Source organism: Congregibacter litoralis KT71 (genome assembly GCF_000153125.2).
GTDB classification, from domain to species: Bacteria; Pseudomonadota; Gammaproteobacteria; order Pseudomonadales; family Halieaceae; genus Congregibacter; species Congregibacter litoralis.
This window is the reverse complement of record NZ_CM002299.1, coordinates 709,661-729,799: the sequence shown is the minus strand read 5'-3', so window position 1 is coordinate 729,799 and position 20,139 is coordinate 709,661. Positions and strand designations below refer to the sequence as shown.

Here is a 20,139-nt window from a genome sequence, read left to right as displayed (position 1 = left end):
CTTTGCCGCCGGCGCTCAATCGTAAGTACCGGAGCCATGCTGCCCCTCGCGCTGCCCCTCCCGCTTACCCTCCCGCTCATGACTGCGATCCAACGCACAAAAAATGCATCACTGATTGCACCCTCCCCCTTGCCTTTGTAGCATCTCGACCGTGGCGGGTTGAGGCTCGCATCCGATAAGCCTGCTGAGACCTTTTTTATGCCCGCATTCATTGTCAGGACCGCCGTCTTGTTCATTGAGAGGACCCGTGATTGTCTCCGCGCAGCGGTGCTTTGGCTGCTGTGCCTGCCGGCCTACGGTCAGATCGTAACCGCGCCAGCCCCCCTTCCACCCGCTTCCGTGCCGGGTCTCAATGCCTGGGCGACGGGACTTCTCGCGCTATTGCTTATCGTAATTACCGGAATCACCCTGCGACGGCGCCCGCAACTTCGCGGGGCCTTTGCGGGATTGTTTTCACTGGGCCTACTCGTCACTGGTGCGACGCAGTTTTCCGAGGTAAGGGCGGCGGTGCAACTTGCCTTTTCAAATCCCGAGGGCGAGGAAGTAGAAATCGCCGTATTCCCACTGATCGAGCGGGGCGAGGTAGTGTCCTTTGAGGTAGCGACGTTCGCCAACAACGCCAATGTGCGACTACGATTAGAGTCGGTGACCCTGCCTCAATACGATCAGTGTTTTCCTTCGGGCCTGGAGTCTCCTCTGGGCGCGCCTATTGAGGCGATGGGCAGTGACCCTCTGTGCGCGACAGGACTGGAGCTCAACCCCGGTGAACAGTGTGCCCTGAATGTCCACGAAGTCTGTGCCGAAGTTGCCGAGGAGAGCCAGGCGACTCTGCTCATCGAGCCCCGGGAGATTGTCCTCGAGGCACCCGGTGACAGCCTCGATGTCACCATCACAAACTCGTCCTCATCGCCTGTCCCCGCGCAGGATGTGAGCCTGGATCTTGGGCCGGAGTTTAGCGTGGCGGGGAACTGCCCGAGCGAACTCCAGCCCGGCGAGTCCTGCACTCTGCAGGTCACCGCCGAGTCCAACGAGCTGTCGGCCAATATTGTTGCCCGAGGTTCCAATACCTTTGCTACCGAGGCCCCTGTCAATCCTCCGCCCCCGCCACCGCCGGCGCCGCCCACCACCGAAGACGGACAACGTATTCTGTTGGGCGGCGCGCCTGCGCCGGAGCCTCCGCCAGCCCCCGGGGAGCCAGCGCCCGTGCTATCCGACGGCCTGATCCCCACAGAGATGTCTGGAGGTGATGATCTTTTTACCGGCGGCAGCTTCGAAGCCTATGACGGCTTCATGCGTTTTTATCTGATCAACTACCTAGAGGATGAGAACTTTGTCGACCTGTCCACCGAGGGCTTGTCCATTACCCATTCCCCGGAGCTGAATGTCATCACCGACTGTCCGGCAGAGCTGGCACCTTTCGAGGACTGTGAATTGCTCGTGACGGCCAGTGAGCCAGGGAACTACAGCATCAACTTTGCCGCGCTCAATGCAAAGCCCACGTCGGTTCCCGTCGAGGTGACTGAGTGGATCCCTGATGCAAACCTGACGGAAGATCAATTGGCGAGCATTGGCGCACCAAGCACCTGTAGTCCGTTTAACTTCTCCTTTGGACAGGGCATCGTCGATTTTCTGCCACGCCCGCAGCTCGACGTCCTGAATCAGCAGTCCCAACAGACGTTTACGGAAAATGGCTGGACGGTGCGCTCCTGCGGCTCGTCCTACCTCTTTCTTCAGTTTGTTACCGGCAATTCCATCCCCGTTCGCGTTCTGGGTCTCATCGAGGGTGACTTTGAACCCACCCCATCGGGCGTTTGGTCCCAGTTGGACTCCATCGACCCCGCAAGAAAGACAACCCTGACGGACACCATCGTGTATTCGGTGCAGACCGGCTACGAAGCCGATGCACTGCTTCCGGAGGACGTTCCCAGCGCACTCGCCGATGCACTCAACAGATCCTATAGCGGAACCCTTCGACTTAAGGCCGGCTACCACGCCACCGCGGAAATCACCCTGGGAGGCTTGCTGGCAGATGTAGTTGGCGCAATGCACTACCCGACAAGCAATATCGTCATGACCACAGGTCGGGAGCTACCCCCGGAGCAGCTGGAAGGGCCAACGCTGGAACCCCGGGGCGGCAACTGGCAACAGGCACCGGGTGAGGAGGAAGAGGAAGAAGAAGAGCCGGTCAATTACATCGAGCTGGCCCACGCGGACTTATGGAGCGACAGCGCGGGCATTCAGGGTTTGACCCTGCTGGATACCACCGTCTACTACGATTCAGAAAATACCTTCGGATTCTGGGGCGTAGGCTCCTTCGAGAGCAATCCCGTGTCCCTGTTCTATCGGGGCCCCCTCAAGGTATCCCGAAACCCTCGAACCTACCGGGAAGCACAAATCGGCTTTGGTGCGCGGGATATCACCATGGATGCCTACCTCAGGTTTATAGCGGCCTACGAGGCCCGCTATCCCCGTCTTGCTGCCGGCGCCGTGGGTGCTTTTGATACCGTCGATGACTTCTTTACGACGGCAATATCACCGATGAACGCACTACCTCTGGATGTTGTCGCTATTCGCAATGATGCCCTCGCCAGTTTCGTGGGTAGCTTTAAATCCGGAGATCCATTCCCCGATTTCAGCGTCTTTAACATGGTCATACTGGGCCCGGATGCCGAATCCAGAGACGGCGTGCAGGGTCCGCATGTCGAGCTACGGGGCACAGCAGAGCTATTCAACCAGGAGATGGGATCTCTGGAATTCGTAGCGTCGGAAAGCGGCGCCAGCGGCAAGGTGACGGGTAATCCCGCTCTCGACCTTGGAGCTGTTGCAGGAATAAGTCTCGGCGCCCTGAGTCCGACGGCAGAACTCGAATTCTTTGGCTCACCCTCGGGCGCGGGTATGGTCCTGGAGGGAGAGTTTGCCGGCGGATCACTACCTGGAACCAACATCACGCTCAACTTCAGCGCGAACTCTGTGAACTTTGCCCTGCCCGGAGACTGCGCGAAACCTCTGGCGATCGCAGCCTCGGCCTCTTTGCCCCCCGGGTCACGCCAAAGCTTTTCGCCAGGTAATGTCGTCTTCATACCGACGGCATCGCTACCTGATCCTGCGGACTTTCTCGCCTGCGCCGAGGACATCTATTTTCTCGTGCGCGATGGCGTCGTCTACGCGTTTAATGGCGCAGTTGAACTCCTGGAATTCGGCAACAGCCTGCTGCCCGAGAACGAAGTGACTCGCCTGGGTATCGACGGGGTCAAATTTGCAGGGGGCGCGATTATTGATGCGCCGGAAGACATCCTCAACGTTGGCCGGGATTTGCCGGGCGTCGGTACCGCCATCCAGACGGCTATCGATCTGGCGGACGCACAGGCCCGGGCCGAAGCCGCGGCCCAGGAAGCGCAAAGGGCAGCAGAAGAAGCTGCCCAAGCGGCTCAAGCTGCCGCGGAACAGGCCGCAGCAGCAGTCGCACAGGCGGTACAGCTGGTGAGTGATTTCATCAGTAACCCGTCAGGAGCGCTTAGCAACGCCCTCAACAACGTCTCGAACGAGTTTAGAAGCCTTATCGGCGGGAGTAGTGGCCCATCAACGCGGACTCTCAGTGTATTAAGTGGCCAGGGATTGCCCTTTGATGTCCTCGACGTGTCCGTCGGGCACAACCCGATATCAAACAACCGCTGGGTTCTGGACACCGATGGCACTCCCTGGAAAGAAATCAATAGCGGAAACTCCAGGTTCTATCGTGGCGTGCGCGCAGGTTTACCACCCGGTGTCGTCGGGCGTCGCATAGACGCCGACCCCAACGGCGGCGCGTACATGGTAACGAACACCGGTGAACTCTATGCCATCATGGATACCGCCAGCACCTGGAAGAAGTCAAACATTCTTGCCACGGACGTTGGCGTGGGGGGCGGGAACATCTGGGTGACCAGCACGGAGCCCCTCTATGGCAGCTACAGAATCTACCGGGCACCCTATGCGGGCCGCGGGCAGGTAAGCTTTAACTGGCGGCCCATCAACGGTGCGGCGCAGCGTATCGACGTCGGTGGCAACGGCCGCGCCTGGGTGATCAATAACTCCTTTGAAGTCTGGGAATACACCGCGGGCGGCACTTTCCAATTCCGGAGCTTCCTGGCTGCCGATATTACGGTAAACGCCAACAGCCGCGCCTTCGTGGCGAGCCTGGATGACAAGGGCTATGGGGGTGGCCAGCTCTACTTCCGCGAAAACGGTATCTGGAATCCCATGAATGCCAGCGGAGTGGCCATCGGTGCAGGCAGTACCAGTAGCTTTTTTTGGGCGAACAACGCCGGCGATCTCTATCGGGGATGCTGCCTCTTCTGAGACTTACAGGAACTTTTGACGGATATTCCGGAACGGGGGTGCGTCACCTGCGCGACGTCACCCCACGCTCTGGGAGAGCCCTGGGAAAGGTTCTAGCCCCGCAAGGGCGAGACGAATTACCGTTGCTGTAGATTCAGACCAGCTTATAGAATGGCCGCTCTCTCCGCGACAACAAAGGCAGCCCCCATCACCCTACCGGACTGGCCCCGTGCCCACGGATCCCCCCTGTTTTCTGCTCAGCTGCGCTCGATTCCCCAGGACTTCGAGGTCACCGAGCACCTCGGCTGGGAATTCAGTGATGATGGCGAACACGACTATCTCTGGATTGAAAAAATCGGAGTAAATACTGAATGGGTGGCTCGCCAGCTGGCCCTGTACGCCGAGGTCCCGGCAAAAGACGTGGGTTACGCGGGCTTGAAGGACCGCCACGCCGTGACCCGACAATGGTTTAGTGTCCCCCGATGGAACACACCGACCTGGGAGAGCCTCGATATTCCGGGGGCACGTCTTATCGATTGTCAGCGGCACCGACGAAAACTTCGCCGCGGCGCCCACCGCGGCAACAACTTTCGCATCGTATTGCGCCTGACGACCACAATCGACCGCGATGCCGTTGAACGTCGTCTGGCGACGATTCGAGATTCCGGAGTGCCCAACTATTTCGGCGAGCAGCGCTTCGGGCACAAGGTCGGCAATCTGCAGCTTGCCAACGATTGGGCCAGGGGCAAGCGCCTGCCTCGTCACAAGCGAAGCCTCGCAATATCCACTGTCCGCTCCTTTGTGTTCAATGAAGTCCTGGCGGCGCGCGTTGAAGCGGGAACCTGGAACCACCTCGTGGCCGGCGACCAGGCCAAGCTCGACGGCACCGAGAGTGTTTTTGAGGTTTCGGAAATCGACGAAGACTTGCGACACCGCTGCGATACCATGGATGTGCATCCGGCGGGGCGTTTACCCGGTGAAGGCTCAAACATCGAACCGGAACTCTGGCAGACTGCACTTACCAAGCGACGGGTTGAAGAGGGCACCCGAAGTCTGCGCCTCCCCATAAGAGACCTGCGTCAGGAATTCAACGAGGACAGCCTTATTCTGTCCTTTACCCTGGATAGAGGCGCTTTTGCCACCGCCGTTATTCGTGAAGTATGTGACGTTGTGACAGCGCCAGATAGCTAAATGACGGCGACCCTGCCGGCCGCATTAAAACGACACAATAGATGGGCAAGCGGCACATGCCAGCCAAACGCAACAGGAAAAGATAGTGAATCAAACACAGCAATCCTTCGGCGCTGTAAAGGGTACGACGGCTTCAGGCTTTGAATCCCTGGGCCATCTTTTTGAACAGCAGATGCGAACCCTGGCGGAGGAAAACGCCCAGCTCTGCGTCTATCACCGGGGAAAAAAGGTCGTTGACCTGTGGGCCTCAAAAAACGCAGACCCCGACTTCAACGCGGACTCCCTGGTCAACATTTTTAGCAGCGGTAAAAGCCTCGAGGCGATTGCCATCGCATCTCTGGTGAGCAAGGGACTCCTTCGCTACGACGCCCGGGTGAGTGATCACTGGCCGGAGTTCAAAGGCGGCGGTAAAGACCAGGTTACCGTCGCTGATGTGATGCGTCACGAAGCGGGCCTGGCGGGCTTTGACAGATCCGTTGACCTTGACGATCTGCTTCCCGATAACATCAAGGCCAATAGTCTTGGCGGCACTATTGAAAAACAGGTCCAGCGATTCCGCTCCCCTGCCACGGGAAAACGCGAGTACCATGCGGTCACCCGAGGCTGGATAGCCAATGAGCTATTTAGAAGAGTCGATCCTCAGGGCCGCACCATTGGCGAGTTTGTAAAAGAAGAAATCAGTGCCCCCCTTAATGCCGATGTTGCCGTGGGGCTGAACGACAGACAGCTTGAGCGCGTTGCGGATATTAAGCTGCTGAGCTTCGGCGCCCATTTGCGCGCGAGTCTGCGACCCAGGATTTTCGGTCGCAAAGTCTTTCACAATTTTGTCCAACTCATGGCACGCCTGCTGAAAGTGTTGCCCTCCTTGCGAAAAGGCAACGCATCAGAGGCTCCGCCCCCCATTCGCGGCATGACTGGCATCAGTTTCTTCAACGATATCCGCATGCGACGGGGAGAGACACCATCCGCTAACGCTCACAGTTCTGCCCGCGGTCTGGCGCGCGTTGCCGCCATGATGGCCGCCGGTGGCAAGCTCGATACCGTCGAATGCCTTAATGAGGACGGCTGGCAGGCGCTACACCAGGCCCCTCTGCCCGCAAAAATGGGCGGTGTCATCCTCACGCGTTTCACCCAGGGAGGGGTGGATCAGTTTCTTCCTATCACCAAAGACAGCACGCTCCTGGAAAAAGCCTTTAATGACGGGCGCGAGGGTTTTTATGGCTGGATGGGTCTCGGGGGTTCCATTTTTCAGTGGCATCCGGAGGCGGAGATCGGCTTTGCCTTTGTACCTACCTCTCTGCACATGCTCGACTTTCTTAACGAGCGGGGAAAGCTGTACCAGGCCGAAGTACTGAAGTGTGTCGCAAACATCGAAGCAAACCAATGACCCTTCTTTTACCGTAAAACCAATAAAGATTCAGCGCGCTGGGAGGCGGCTTGTGGTCAGGCGCACCTACGAAGCAGATGCAGAATACATAGAGATGGCGAAGGATCTTGACGATCTGGTTAAGGACAAACGCAGGGGTTGGCGAGCCAACCCCGCCAAGGCGCGCAGGCGGCAGCGTCGATACAAAAAGCGTCTCACCCATGAATTGCTGCGAAGAAATCCCCTGGATCAGAACTGAAGTTCTGTCGGCGGTGTCATAGCCGCCCGGACCATGGACTGCTGCGCGAGCGCGGGACCGACGTCTCTATTAACGTTAAACACCAGGTCCGCACCGCGCTCCTTCAACGCTGCCACCTCATCGTCGAAGTGAGCCGTCGATGCAACCTGCCCCGTAAAGCCCTCCAAACGTAACTGCTCCGTGGCGATCAGATTTTCCTCGTGGCTGTGCATCGCCAGGATCACCAGACGTACCTGTTCGCGGTCTACGCCCAGGCGTTCCCAGAAATCCGCATCCGTCGCGCTCTCCTCAAACACCCGTCGACCCAGGGCCTGCTGCTCTGCGACCACCTGATTATCCACGTCAAAGGCCACCACCGTGTCGCCAACGACAGCGCGTATCGCCTCGTAGGCGTTGCGCCCCACCCGCCCCATACCGAAAACCAGCGCCGTAGCATCAGAGACAGGAACCGTACGCTCGGGGGGAATAAGCCTGCGACGCTCCCACCGTGTAAGGCCTGCCCGGAGCCTGCGATACAAACCTAAAGCCCGCCCATTAACCACCGACAGAGGAATAAAACTAAGACCCATGGCCACAGCCAGGGTCACGATCCAGGAAGGGTCCAAGTAACCTTTGGAAACGGCCATGGCGGCAATAATGAGTCCGAACTCGCTATAGGGCGTGAGCCCCAGAGACGCAAGCAGGGCACTGCGTCCCCGCAGGCCAAAGGCCATCAATAGCGCAAGAAAGAGAAGCGCCTTGATAGGCAACAGGAAAAGCAGGCCCACGGCGACCGCGACACCGTCGATAGTCGGTAGCCCGGTAAGCCCGATAGTCAGGAAGAAGCCAACGAGCAAGAGATCCTTGAGGCCCAGCAAGACGTTGCTGAGTTCCTTGGCCTTTGGTGCTTTGCTCACCAGCGCTCCGGCCACCAAGGCACCCAGATCTGCTTTGAGACCCACGAGGTCAAAAAGCGCCGCCCCACCCAGGGTCAGAGAAAGTCCTGCCAGAACAAGAAGCTCCCTATGACCGCACCAGTCCAGCAGACGACCGAGAACGTGACGCAGAGGAATAAGCGCAAAGAGTGCGAAGGCCCAGGGACTGGGTATGATGCCTTTGGACGCCGCGAGAAGACCCACGGCAACAAGATCCTGCATCACCAGAAAACCGATGATGACGCGTCCGTAGAGCGCATTCATATTCTCGCGCTCTTCCAGCACTTTGACCACAAAGAGCGTGCTGGAGAAGGCGGTAAACAGGCCAAGGAGCGCCAATGCCGTGAGCGACAGACCGGCGAAAGGCCCCAGATTCAGGGCGACGGGAACATAGAGAAGTGCCATGGCAATCAGCAGCATCGATCCCGTGTGGAGTAAAGATGCTGCAAAGATATGGGGCTGCACCAGCGAGGGCAGGTCAAGCTTCAGGCCGATGGCGAAAAGCAGAAGGAGTACCCCCACGTTGGCGAGGTCATCAAGGGCAGGCCCCGGATCCACTCCCAGGGCCGCCAAGGCAAACCCGGCGGCTAAAAACCCCAGCAGGGGCGCCTGCCCTACTTTTTTGGCGATGATCCCAAATACCAGGGCCACGCCTATCCATGACAGTTCCATGGAGCGCTTCTAGAAATCCTCCCCCACGCCGTAGCAATACGCGGGCGCGGCGAACTCATCCAACTTCAGCTTTTGCACAAAACTTGAATTTGAAACGGCGCGACATTTGCGCGGTAACAGGCACTGACCGCTCTGTGCTGTGAGCACGCATTCCTTGCCGCGCGCAATGCGCCAACCCTCTTTGGAATACACGCTGTTGGCGACGAAGCCCGCCACCTTGCCACCCTCGTAACCCTTGCCCCCGGTGATGCGGTAGATGGCGAAAATGTTGTCATCGGCATTGTGATAACTGTGAAGCGTGTAATTACTGCGGGAGCGCACTTTGTAGCGACCGCACCGCTCTCCGAAGCCTTTCAGAAACTTGTAGTCATCACCCTCGCTGAAACCCTTCATACGTTCGACTTTAGATAGTGCCTCCTTCAGGTCGGCTATCTTCTCGCATTGAGGCAGACGCACCTTGTCGACATTAGGGTTACTCTGGGCCGAAACGACCCCCGAAAAAAACAGCATCAATAAAACAGTAACAATTCTCATGGAGACTCCCGCCGATGGTTAATGACAAAACAAGTTTACTCTGATGCGCCAACGCTGCGGCAGCTGACGCAAAGAAACCATCAGCGACGCCAGACAGCAAGGTCGCGAGGGCTCAGGAGCAGCCTTAAGCCCGGGGTATAGAGCTTAAAAAACCTACATTTAATAGGGCTCAAGCACTATTATTAGCGCGTGCGGTACACCTTCTAAACGATGGAGCCCATCTTGGCGGTACATCAATCATCAGCCGAATCGTCTATCTCTGCACAATCTGCACAGACCGCAGAGTTTGCGAGGGGTAATTTTGACGCCAGCGTTGACCGGGCCTTCGAATTACTCAACCCGGACACGCCCGCAGCGTACCAGTTGGCATCCGACGTTCTCAAAGCCGCGGAGCCCGACAGTAGCATCGCCGGACGGGCACATCACGCGCTGGGCATGTCTGCCTGCCTGCTCAGCAAAGTCGATGAAGGCTCAAAGCAGCTTCAACGAGCCGCAGAGATTCTCGATCAGGAGGGTCCAACACCCTCAGCCTGCAGAGCGTGGCGGGATTACGGCACCGTGCTCGCCTATCTGGTGGGAGACCTGCAGACAGGCCTCGAGGCCCTGGAACGGGCCCTTGCTATTGTAGAAACCCTCGGCGACGCCAGCGAAGAGGCCGCGCTGCTCTCCCGTTTTGGCGCAGTCTTAAGCCACGCGGGCCGCCTCGATGAAGGCCGGGACCTCCTGGAGCGCGCTCGGGACCTCCTCGAAAACATCCCCCACGGCGAGGCCTACGCGGTTGTTCTGAGCAATCTGGGGCATAACCGGCTTCTTCGAAAAGACTACGCCGAGGCCGTAGCATTTTTTCGTTCCGAGCAGGCACTTCACGATCCCCAGACAGCGCGCCTCCGCGTGGCTAACTGCGATGCCAATCTGGCTATGGCTTTGGCCGGCGTGGGAGAACTCGATGAGGCGCGTTCGCTTCTTGCCCGCGCCAGAGACGCTTTAAATCCTGAAACGGATGGCAACCAGTGGATCGATTATCTGCTGACCGTCGGCCGCGTAGAGATGCTTAGCGGCTCTCCTCACAAGGCCTACGAACCCCTTGAGCAAGCCATGGAGGCCGCGCATGCGCAGGGATTACATCGCATAGAGATTGAACTCTGGTCGGCCCTCGCAGAAGCGCAGGAGGCGAATGGTGACCTCGGTGCTGCCTTAAAAAGTGAACGGGCGTTGCGCTTATCAGAACGCCACTGGCTTGATGAGCAGGCGGCGTCCAGACTGCGCAACCTTGAGTCCAAAGCCGAACTCATGCGTGAGCGGGCGGCCAGTGAGTTACTCGAGCAATCGCGCGCAGAGCTGGAAGAGCGGGTACAGCAACGCACCGCGGAGTTACAGGACCAGGTGCTTGAGCGCGAGGCCGCGCAGGAAAAGGCGCAGTACTGGGCCAACCATGACTGGTTAACCCGACTGCCCAATCGGCGAACCATCAAGACGGCGCTGGAGAAAGGTCTCGAGCATGCGTCCATCGCGGGCAGCCATCTGGGCGTACTCTTTATCGACCTGGATGAGTTTAAAGAAGTGAATGACTCCTACGGGCATCTCGCGGGCGATCACCTCCTGGTGGCCACGGCACGGCGCCTGGAGCAACATGCACCACCGGGGGCCACCGTCACGCGTTTTGGCGGTGACGAGTTTCTCGTGCTTCTCCCGGACCTCCTCACGCCCGATGAGGTTATGGCCACGGCCCGGGAGTTAAATGATTCGGTCGTAGAGCCGCTGGTTATCGATGGTTTTCCCCTGCACTTGAGTTGCAGCATTGGCGTTGCCATCGGTCCCCGGGACGCGGGCACAGCAGAGGAACTTCTCCGGCGGGCGGACCAGGCGCTCCTCGAAGCCAAGGCCGCGGGCAAAAACCACGTTCTTGCCCTGGATGAGAGTGGTCAGCAACGGCGGGATCGACGGAGCAAGATTCGTCGGGAACTGGAGGCATCGATCACCGACGGCAGATTGTTTCCCGCCTTCCAGCCCCAATGGGACCTTCAGCGTAACCGTCTTCACGGCATCGAATTGCTTGCTCGTATGAGCGACCCCGAACTGGGCGCCGTATCACCCGCAGAGTTTATCCCCCTCGCTGAAGAATCAGGGCTTATCGTCAAACTGGGGCTATGGGCGGTGGTTGAGGCAACCCAGGCGGCAAAGGCGCTCCGGGCGCGTATGCCGAGCTGGGTGCGTGAGGATCTGCGAATCTCCGTCAATCTGTCATCGGTACAATTGGGGAGTCCCACTCTGGTCGACGACCTGAACTCGGCGGTACGCACCGCTGGCGGCAAACCGGAATGGCTTCGACTGGAGCTGACGGAGTCACGGCAATTGGCCGAAGCCTCGGTGATCCGCCAGCGGCTGCTGAATCTTCGCGCCCTGGGGTTCACCCTGGCGATCGATGACTTTGGCGTGGGCTACTCCAGTTTCAGCTATCTCAGCAGCGACTTCTTCGACGAGCTGAAGATTGATCGCAGCTTGTTGCTTGCAGCGATGGGCTCGCCCACGCGGGCGGTGGTGATCGGCTCTATTGTTGCCATGGCCCATCGTCTGGGTCTGGATGTTGTCGGCGAGGGTGCCGAGTCTGAAGAGCAGGAAGACCTGTACATCGCTCAGGGTTGCAGTGTGATTCAGGGTTTTCATATTGCCAGACCCATGCCCCTGGACAGTCTCCTGGATTGGCAGGGACCCAAATAACTGCCTCCCCGGTAATTTTGCCCACGGGTCCTAGATCTCGACTTTCGCGAGCCTTACATTGCCCTCTTCTCCCTGGAGCGGGCAGGAGAAACCCTCGAGTTCACGGGCGACCCTTATTCCCAGCTGCGGGTTGTCTTCCGTGGTGCTGAGATTGTCGCTGCCGCGGGCGCGCAATGATCTGTGCCTACTTGCGCCTAGCCGTGATCGGCGCGGAATAGCTGTTACCGCGATAAACATCTTACCCGGGCACGGTGACCCCCCGGGTAAAATGGCGTATCTCGGGCAGGTCCAGGTGGGTCAGGGTGACTGAGTCCCTCAGGACTCGTCGGCACCCCACTGCGCCAGGATCGATCTCAGCACGCTGACAAATGCAATGGGTTCGTCCAGCATGAGGTGGTGACGGGCGCCGGGAATACCCACAATAGGCACATCAGTGGCACCGCATTCGTGAACGTAGGCGGCAGAGTCGTCATCAAAAAGAAGGCTATCCTGACCATAGACGATGGCTTTGCGCCCCGGTGTTTCAGCAATGATATGACCCTGGCGCAACATGCGCTCCTGGCGCCCGAAATCACTTTGAAACACGCTCGTATCAAACTTCCAGGTCCAGCCTCCCTCAACTTCCTTAAGGGAATGAAACGCCATGTAGTCAAAGAGACTGGGGACATTCACGGGCTGGGGCGGCGACAGGACAAAGCGACTCTTGGCCGTCGCGTAATCCGGATAAACACGATTGGGGCGACTGGGGTCTGAACGAAGGGGTTTTTCAGAATCAAAGTAGGCTTTGAGACGCTCGGGGCGCAGCACCATCAGGTCGCAGATAATCATGCCGCCAAACAATGCATGCTGATCCTGCATCGCAGTCAATGCCACGTGCCCTCCGTAGGAATGGGCGATGACAATGGGCTTTTTTTCATGCTCGAACAATCCCGTGGCTCGGGCAACGTCCGCCACTTCGGCGGCGCGAACATCCTCCGGATAGCTCTCTCGCATGCCGGAATCACCCATGCCCGATAAATCAAAGGCCACGACGTGATAATTCTCCGCCAGATAAGGGGCGATAAAACCAAAGCAGCGGGAATGAGCCAGAAATCCGTGCATCAGTAACAGACCGGGATTCTTGGGGTTGCCCCAGCGGAAATAGCGGATATCGCAGCCGTTGGATTGCACCCAGCCTTCCTCACGGGGCACCGACAGCGCGTCTTCCAGCCAGGCCGGAATGTCACCGGCATCCGGCGGCAGCTCGCGAGCAAGATCGGGTTTTGTAGTAACAGCGGTATTCATAATACTCCCATAAAAAGATCGTCGTTTTGAGGAATGAATCGGGTCGTGCTTTACAGGCGCAGCTGCAGCATCAGCCAGGCTTTGCGCGTATCGGGGTAGCGGTCGGGAGCCTCCGTGTCAAAAACAGCGGCTTTTGCCGTTGCCGTTAACCATGCGTTGATTTCCCACTGCAATTGGAGATCAAGCTCCCGACCAAAGTTCACGCTGGAGGACTCCGCGCTGAAATCGTGATATCGGGCGGTTAAAGCCACGGAGCCGACTTTGCCGTTAACAGAGACCCATGCATCCTTGATGCCGTCACCGGGCGTTGAGAGAAACTTATCGGCCCAGCCCTGGTGGCCATGACCGTTCGCCAGGGGAGTTCCAAATCCTACACCGTCATCCGCGCCCAGAACTTCATAGGCGGCCCGCAGCCGCATCTTGCCCAGGGGAGCACCCGCCTCGACGAGATAATAAGCTGCGCGATACTCAAGCTCACTGCTGCCTGCCGATTTCTGGGTTGCCAGACGGGCACGCAGGTCGATGCCAGAGAAGACACCGTGATAGGCAATCCCCAGGGTATCGCTGGAATTGTTGATTGTTTTGCCCGGGGCGAAACCTCGCTGCTCGTCGACATCCACCAGGTAGGCGAAGCCCGTCAGTACCTGTCCCGGTGCGAGGTCATGATTCAGGCGCAGCAGCGCCGTGTCTCCGTACCAATCTGCCGGATTAGCCCCATCCGAGGGACCAAAAACACGATTGACCTGATTCACGTAACTGGCGTCCAGGGCAAAGTCCGGCGCGGCCTTCCACTGCACCCGGACTGCATCATAGGTCTGCTCGTTTTGTCGCCAGGGCTTGGCACCAATAAAGCGTCCTCGATCGAGCACAATGCGCTGCCGGCCGACCGTCGCATCAGTATCCGTGCTGGAATAACGTAACCACGCCTGATTAAACTCTGTGCCCTGGGGATCCGCGATGGTGGGAAACTGGACCTGACCGTTTTCCGTCGAATTGTAATCGTCGGTGCCAGGGGTCGACACATGGTCTAGCTCAAGAAGACCCGACAAGGGACCCAGGGGGCCGGACTGTGCGGTCAGTCTGCTGCGCAGCAGGGACGCTCTAGCCGAAGCATCAAAGCCCTCTTCGTCAACGTATTCATAGCGATAGCGTAAATCCAGCTTCAGGGAACCCCGGGCGAAGAACTGCGGAGGGCTGTTGTCATCACCTTCTCTACTCTCATCGCCCTCCTGCCCGTAAGCTACCGGGCCGTTAGCGATGAGCACGGCAAACACTGCCAACGCACGCGCTGCTTTTTGCTGTTCACGAGCCGGTATCATGGATAAAAAGTAGGGAGCTCCCACCAAAAGGCGACCACTATAGGGGACATGCCCCTGCGACATCCACCCAAAACTATTGTCGGAGATTGTCAGAAACCGTCGGGACTTGATGTATTCGCAGCGCGCTATGACTATCCTTTCTGCGTATTGCCTAGCACTCGTCACCACGACATCCATCTCCGCAAGGGAATTAATGCCGGGCGGTAACGATCGATGACAAAACCACAGGAGCCCTCCATGGCGCATTACAAGAAAACCGCAGCGGCGATCGAAGCACTGGACGCAGAGCAGTATCGCGTCACTCAGGAAAATGGCACCGAGCGACCGGGAACCGGCGAGTATCTGAACAATCACGAGCCGGGTATCTACGTAGACATCGTGTCCGGCGAACCCTTGTTTGCCTCAAGCCACAAGTACGAATCCGGTTGCGGCTGGCCAAGCTTTACGAAACCCATCGAGCCCGCTCACGTCAACGAGCTCAAGGATTCCAGTCACGGCATGATTCGCACGGAGGTGCGCAGTCACCACGGTGACAGCCATCTGGGACATGTCTTCCCCGATGGTCCCGCAGAACACGGCGGTTTACGCTATTGCATCAACTCCGCTTCCCTGCGTTTTGTGCATCGCGACGCCATGGATGCCGAGGGCTATGGCGACTACCTTGACCAGGTTGATCAGGACTGAATAGCGGTGGGCAGCTCTGCTTTAGGCGCGGAGCAGCTCTTCCTCTATCTGCGCTAAACGCTCCTTACCAAAGAACATCTCTGTACCCACGTAGAACGTGGGTATACCAAAGCAGCCCCGCTCCACTGCCGCACTCGTGTTCTCCACCAGCCTGGCCTTGACCAGGGGATCTGCTGTTTTCTCTAGCAGTGCCTCTCCGTCCAAACCTGCCTCGGTCATCGCCGTGACAAAGGTCTGTGGATCATCCATCTTCAAACCTTGCTCCCACATGGAGCTCATGCCCGCATCCAGGTAGGCCTCCAGCTTGCCGTCGTTCTCAGCAGCAATTGCGCCGCGCATCAGTAGAAGGGTATTGACCGGAAAGTGGGGATTGAAACTGAAGTCCCGCAGCTGGTGCTTATCGATAAATCGTTGTATCTCCAGCTGGTCGTACTCGATTTTTCCTTTAATCCCCTGAAAAGCCAGCATGGGAGCCTGATTGCCCGTGGCCTTGAATATACCTCCCAAAAGACAGGGAACCACGGTGAGTGTTGCTCCGGTGCGCTGGAGTAAAGGCGGTAGTGCTTTGTAACAAAGGTAGGCATTGGGACTGCCAAAATCGAAAATAAACTCAAGCTCTTTGTTCATGGGTGTTCCTTATCGATGATTCCACCAGGCAAGATCGGAATGAGCACGGAGATCCAGCTCGTGGGTCCACGCGGACCGGTGCTGGTGGGCAATGTGAAAATACGTCTCTGCCATGTGCTCCGGCACCAGCAAGCCATCATGCGCCTCGCCCCTGGCCGCCCGCAGCTTGGCAAAGTTCTCAGGGCCGAGCATCTTGCCAAGGGTATCGGGAGCGTCCACAGCGCCATCAATGAGGATATGGGCCACATGCACGCCTCGGGGGGCATACTCCGCATTCAGGGTCTGGCACAGCATCCGCCGCCCTCCCATGGCAGCCGCGTGGGAGTGCTGGCCCTCATTCCCGCGAACGGCAGCTGTCGCCGACGTCACCAGCAAGGTCCCCCTGCCCCGTGTCTCCATAGCCGGAAGCACCGAGCTTGCCACCCGGAAAAGCGCAAAAGTCGCCAGACGCCAACCGGTCTCAAAGGCTTTGTAGCTGGTGTCCTCAAGAGAGCGGTTACCGATCTGCGCGCCGAGGTTAAAGAGAACCACCTCGATGGGCCCGATATTGGCTTCCGTGTTCGCCACGAGGTCTTCGATGGCGCCCTCTTCAATAGCGTTCACCAGGCAACCCGTCGCCGATCCCCCGGCATCCTCGATATCCGTAACCAAACGCTGCAAACCTGCTTCGTCGCTGCGCCGGGCAAGTACGGCGTGATAACCGTCTGCCGCAAAGCGCTTACCGACGGTGCCGCCGATGCCGGCACCCGCGCCGATAACCAAACAGACTTTTTTCATGGATAAGCCTCCTGCGACGCAAGGGAGCTACCCGAGCGCTGAGTCAAAGCCCTGAGAGAGCAGCTACCGCGCAGCCTTGCCTAGGGCTTGCGAAACAGAAAAGTGAAGCGATCGGTGTTACCGGTCACGGACTTGCGTCCCACTTCGTACTCAAGCTCGTCGTCTGCGCGGTAATGCAGCGTTGAATAATCAACGAACTCAAAGCCCGCCGCCTGGATTTCTTTAATCGCCTGCACAGGGTCAACGCGACGTCGATTTTCGGGCGTTTCGGACTCCATGTGACGCCTGGTGTGATCAACCACACCATACACACCACCCGACTTCAGCGCGTCAAAAGCAGCGGCGTGCATTCCCGCGCGACCCGCGGCGTCGAAGTTGTGCACGTTTCGAAAGGTCAGCACCATGTCCAGATCGTCTACACCAAGGTCAACGGCATCCATGGTGTAAAAACGGGCGCCTGATTCCCGACGCATGTTCGCGTCATCATCAATGGCGGTAACGTCCTCAAAACCAGGTTCCGTCAGCAAGCCGGACTTCACACGACCTGCGCCCAGGGCAACGTAGAGTTTGCCGTTCTCAGCGAGGACCGGGGCGAGCACCCGCGTATACCAACCACCGCCGGGAATGAGCTCGAGCACCTGCATATCGTCTTTGAGACCAAAGAACTTGAGGGTTTCGAGCGGCTTGCGGTTACGGTCCCGGGCACGATCAGCCTCGGGACGACTCTCGGCGGCGAGAGCTGCGGCCACCTTGTCGTCAATGTCGGCAGCGTATACGGGTGTTATCGCGACGAGGGCCGCGGCGGCCAGAAACAGTAATTTCATTATTGTGATCCTTGGAAGTCCTTAGGACTTAAGTAGTTTTTGGGTGGTTGATAGGCGGTTAGAGGATAGTGAACAGATAATTAAATCGTTAGATAAACGGTAGTCCGGTGAGCGGCTATCGATGTGCCACCTGTCTCACGATAATAAGCACGCAGCCAGAGCCGGGCAACCGCTCCTTTTTAGCGCTCCCTTTTAGCGCTGATTTGCAGCCTACGCGCTTCCCGCCTTGAGGTCTCATCCCGACAAAGCTGCATTCAATGCGATACTGCGAGGCTACAAAACAATGCAGCGAAGCTGTCCAAGGTCAAGAGGCCCCGTTTCCCCATCAAAACATGATCCGTCCCGCAAATGATTGATGTCACCAAGCTACTCCTTTTCATCCCGACGATGCTGCTCATTTCGGCGACACCGGGTATGTGTATGACCCTGGCCATGACCCTTGGCATGACCGTGGGTTTGCGACGCACGGCCTGGATGATGGCCGGCGAGGTAACGGGGGTTGCCCTGGTCTCGACACTCAGCGGGCTGGGGGTGGCCAGCCTGATGCTGAGATACCCCGCGGCATTTACGGTATTCAAACTCGCCGGCGGAGCCTATATGGTCTGGCTCGGGATACAGCTTTGGCGCTCCCGGGGAGCGATGGCCATCTCAGCTGACGATATGGACAGCACAGCGGTACCGCCGGGTCGGATGCTCGCGCTCCAGGGATTTGTGACGGCCATTGCCAACCCCAAGGGTTGGGCGTTCTTCATGGCGCTGTTACCCCCATTTATGTTGACCACTCACGGTGCGATCAATGCGCACAACGGCGCCATACTCCTCATCATCCTGCTCTCGGAGCTCCTGTGCATGACGCTCTACGCGACGGGCGGCAAAGCCCTGCGCAGGCTGTTGAAACAGCGCAGCAATGTCGCGGTGCTCAATCGCATTGCAGGCACACTGATGATCGTCGTGGGCTTATGGCTGGCGATCTCCTGAACGCAACAACCCCGCAGGCGCATTTTCCCGCAGGCTAAAGACAGGTTAATCTGCAGGGAACTTTCGCCCATGTCGCGACACCGGAGATTTCATGCCTCGTATCCCACGGTCCCCTCTGGCTACCACCCTGGCGACTATGACGGCGGCGTGCGCTATGGCTGCGGCGGCATTTGCCAGCCCTGACGCCTCCGTCGCCTCCGTCGCTAAAACCGTGGAAACACCGGGAGTCACGGCGCCGCTCACCGCCGCGCAAATCGCCCGGGCCTATCCCAAAGACGCCCTCAGTGGCGCAGCGGTAGACGAGCCCCGGCTCCTGAAAAGCAGGGGCGGTATGTCTATCCGCGTGGTAAAAATCGCCGATGGCCTTTCTCACCCCGATGGACTGGTGTTTTTACCCAACGAAGGGACCATGCTCATTACCGAGCGCCCGGGAAGACTGCGCCGGGTCAAGGATGGCGTACTGGATCCCAGGCCGATTGCCGGTTTACCCAAGATCAACAACGTGGGCCTCGGCGGCCTCCACGATATCGTTCTCCATCCCGAGTTTAAGAAAAACCGGCTTCTTTACATTTCTTACACCAAAGACCGGGAACCCGAAAAGGGAACCACCCTGGCGATTCTGCGCGCCCGCTTGAGTGAGGGCCGCCTGCAGGACACCGAGGACATACTGATCACCGATGCCTGGGAAAGCCCCCTGGGCACCTACGGCGGACGCATGGTGTTTGGACCCGATGGCATGCTGTACATCAGCGTGGGGGACCGCGATGGCACCACCTCCAGTGACCAATCCAGCGCTCGCCCCGAGGCACAAAACCTCCGGAACCACATCGGCTCCATCCTTCGCGTCCGCGATGATGGCACCGTGCCCCGCGACAACCCCTTCGTAGGCTCCCCGGACGCCAAGGCTGAGATCTATAGCTACGGTCATCGCAACGTGTATGGCATGGACTGGGACCCAAGTACCGGCGAGATGTGGGCGTCGGAGTTTGGTCCCGCCGGTGGTGATGAAATCAACCGCATCATCCCGGGACATAATTACGGCTGGCCCCTGGTATCCCTGGGTCGGCACTATTCTGGCAGTCCGGTTTCAGATCAGCCCTGGTACCGGGAAGGTATGGACAATCCCCTGTTTTTCTGGAATCCGCCCTTCAACCCCGAAAACATGTTTTTTTATACGGGGGACAAGTTTCCCCGCCTGAAGGGCAGCCTGATGGTCGCGGGCGCGGGGTCCAAGAAAATCGCACAGATGAGCATCCGCGGCGACTTTATTAAACAGGGCGACACCATGCTCAACGAGCTTGATGTGCGCTTTCGGGATATCCGCCAGGGACCAGACGGTTACATCTATGTGCTCACCGAGGGCAGGCTGCGGGGGCCCCGCGATACCGACGGTATGCTCCTGCGTCTTGAGCCCCCCTCTGCCGAAGCCGCAATGGCCGCCGCGGCAGCTGCCACGCTCCCCGAGGGCAAAGGAAAACAACAGCTGGAGCGGGCCTGTGGCAACTGTCACGGTGTCGATATGGTGTTGGCAACAAAGCGCCCCGCCGATGAATGGCAGGCGGTTATGAACAGCATGATCGGCAAGGGCATGAAACTCACCGATAGCGACTACGAGCAGATTCTGGCTTATCTCTCAGAGCACTGGAGTAATCCCTGATCGCTGATTGATCAAGCT

Annotated in this window: 15 protein-coding genes; 8 read left to right on the top strand and 7 right to left on the bottom strand. The window is 58.4% G+C overall.

Annotated elements, in window-relative coordinates; all coding sequences use genetic code 11:
• The first annotated feature begins 198 nt into the window (after window positions 1–198).
• The 4 genes from KT71_RS03295 (at window position 199) to KT71_RS20745 (ending at window position 7,133) form a co-directional block, all read left to right on the top strand.
• On the top strand, window positions 199–4,338 hold the full coding sequence (locus KT71_RS03295) for a midcut-by-XrtH protein (protein WP_008292888.1): 4,140 nt from the start codon (window positions 199–201) through the stop codon (window positions 4,336–4,338).
• A 150-nt stretch (window positions 4,339–4,488) separates the two neighbouring features.
• On the top strand, window positions 4,489–5,508 hold the full coding sequence (gene truD, locus KT71_RS03290) for a tRNA pseudouridine(13) synthase TruD (RefSeq protein WP_008292889.1): 1,020 nt from the start codon (window positions 4,489–4,491) through the stop codon (window positions 5,506–5,508).
• Window positions 5,509–5,593: 85 nt separating this feature from the next.
• Window positions 5,594–6,895 carry a serine hydrolase domain-containing protein gene (locus KT71_RS03285; protein ID WP_008292890.1) on the top strand — a complete coding sequence of 434 codons (1,302 nt, stop codon included), beginning with the start codon at window positions 5,594–5,596 and terminating at the stop codon, window positions 6,893–6,895.
• Window positions 6,896–6,989: 94 nt separating this feature from the next.
• The gene (locus tag KT71_RS20745) at window positions 6,990–7,133 is read left to right on the top strand and encodes a hypothetical protein (protein ID WP_238549452.1); all 144 of its coding nucleotides are present in this window, start codon (window positions 6,990–6,992) and stop codon (window positions 7,131–7,133) included.
• Here the strand turns inward: KT71_RS20745 and KT71_RS03275 are convergent.
• Together KT71_RS03275 and KT71_RS03270 are read right to left on the bottom strand one after the other, a co-directional pair.
• Window positions 7,124–8,719: a cation:proton antiporter family protein gene (locus KT71_RS03275; protein ID WP_008292892.1), complete on the bottom strand. Its 1,596-nt coding sequence runs from the start codon at window positions 8,717–8,719 to the stop codon at window positions 7,124–7,126. The genes KT71_RS20745 and KT71_RS03275 overlap by 10 nt on opposite strands.
• Window positions 8,720–8,728: 9 nt before the next feature.
• Window positions 8,729–9,253, bottom strand: a complete 525-nt coding sequence (locus KT71_RS03270) for a hypothetical protein (protein WP_023659894.1) — start codon at window positions 9,251–9,253, stop codon at window positions 8,729–8,731.
• A gap of 222 nt (window positions 9,254–9,475) precedes the next feature.
• Here KT71_RS03270 and KT71_RS19610 point away from each other — a divergent pair, with 222 nt between their 5' ends.
• Window positions 9,476–11,971, top strand: coding sequence for an EAL domain-containing protein (locus KT71_RS19610; RefSeq protein WP_023659893.1), 2,496 nt, complete (start codon window positions 9,476–9,478; stop codon window positions 11,969–11,971).
• Window positions 11,972–12,286: 315 nt separating this feature from the next.
• Here KT71_RS19610 and KT71_RS03260 read toward each other — a convergent pair whose 3' ends face one another.
• Window positions 12,287–13,255 carry an alpha/beta fold hydrolase gene (locus KT71_RS03260; protein WP_008292895.1) on the bottom strand — a complete coding sequence of 323 codons (969 nt, stop codon included), beginning with the start codon at window positions 13,253–13,255 and terminating at the stop codon, window positions 12,287–12,289.
• Window positions 13,256–13,305: 50 nt separating this feature from the next.
• The gene (locus KT71_RS03255) at window positions 13,306–14,529 is read right to left on the bottom strand and encodes an alginate export family protein (protein ID WP_238549474.1); all 1,224 of its coding nucleotides are present in this window, start codon (window positions 14,527–14,529) and stop codon (window positions 13,306–13,308) included.
• Window positions 14,530–14,811: 282 nt separating this feature from the next.
• Here KT71_RS03255 and msrB point away from each other — a divergent pair, with 282 nt between their 5' ends.
• A complete protein-coding gene (gene msrB, locus KT71_RS03250) occupies window positions 14,812–15,258 on the top strand; it encodes a peptide-methionine (R)-S-oxide reductase MsrB (RefSeq protein ID WP_023659891.1) in 447 nt (148 codons plus the stop codon).
• Window positions 15,259–15,279: 21 nt separating this feature from the next.
• Here msrB and KT71_RS03245 read toward each other — a convergent pair whose 3' ends face one another.
• The 3 genes from KT71_RS03245 to KT71_RS03235 all read right to left on the bottom strand — a co-directional run bounded on the left by KT71_RS03245 (window position 15,280) and on the right by KT71_RS03235 (window position 17,486).
• Complete coding sequence (locus KT71_RS03245) at window positions 15,280–15,885, bottom strand: 2-hydroxychromene-2-carboxylate isomerase (protein ID WP_008292898.1); 606 nt, start codon at window positions 15,883–15,885, stop codon at window positions 15,280–15,282.
• Between the two features lie 9 nt (window positions 15,886–15,894).
• Entirely contained in the window at window positions 15,895–16,662 is a 768-nt protein-coding gene (locus tag KT71_RS03240; RefSeq protein WP_008292899.1) for an SDR family NAD(P)-dependent oxidoreductase, read from the bottom strand.
• An 80-nt stretch (window positions 16,663–16,742) separates the two neighbouring features.
• Complete coding sequence (locus KT71_RS03235) at window positions 16,743–17,486, bottom strand: class I SAM-dependent methyltransferase (protein ID WP_008292900.1); 744 nt, start codon at window positions 17,484–17,486, stop codon at window positions 16,743–16,745.
• Between the two features lie 348 nt (window positions 17,487–17,834).
• On the opposite strand from KT71_RS03235, the gene KT71_RS03230 reads away from it, so the two are divergent.
• Complete coding sequence (locus KT71_RS03230; RefSeq protein ID WP_008292901.1) at window positions 17,835–18,464, top strand: LysE family translocator; 630 nt, start codon at window positions 17,835–17,837, stop codon at window positions 18,462–18,464.
• A 91-nt stretch (window positions 18,465–18,555) separates the two neighbouring features.
• A complete protein-coding gene (locus tag KT71_RS03225) occupies window positions 18,556–20,121 on the top strand; it encodes a PQQ-dependent sugar dehydrogenase (RefSeq protein WP_023659890.1) in 1,566 nt (521 codons plus the stop codon).
• Window positions 20,122–20,139: the final 18 nt, after the last annotated feature.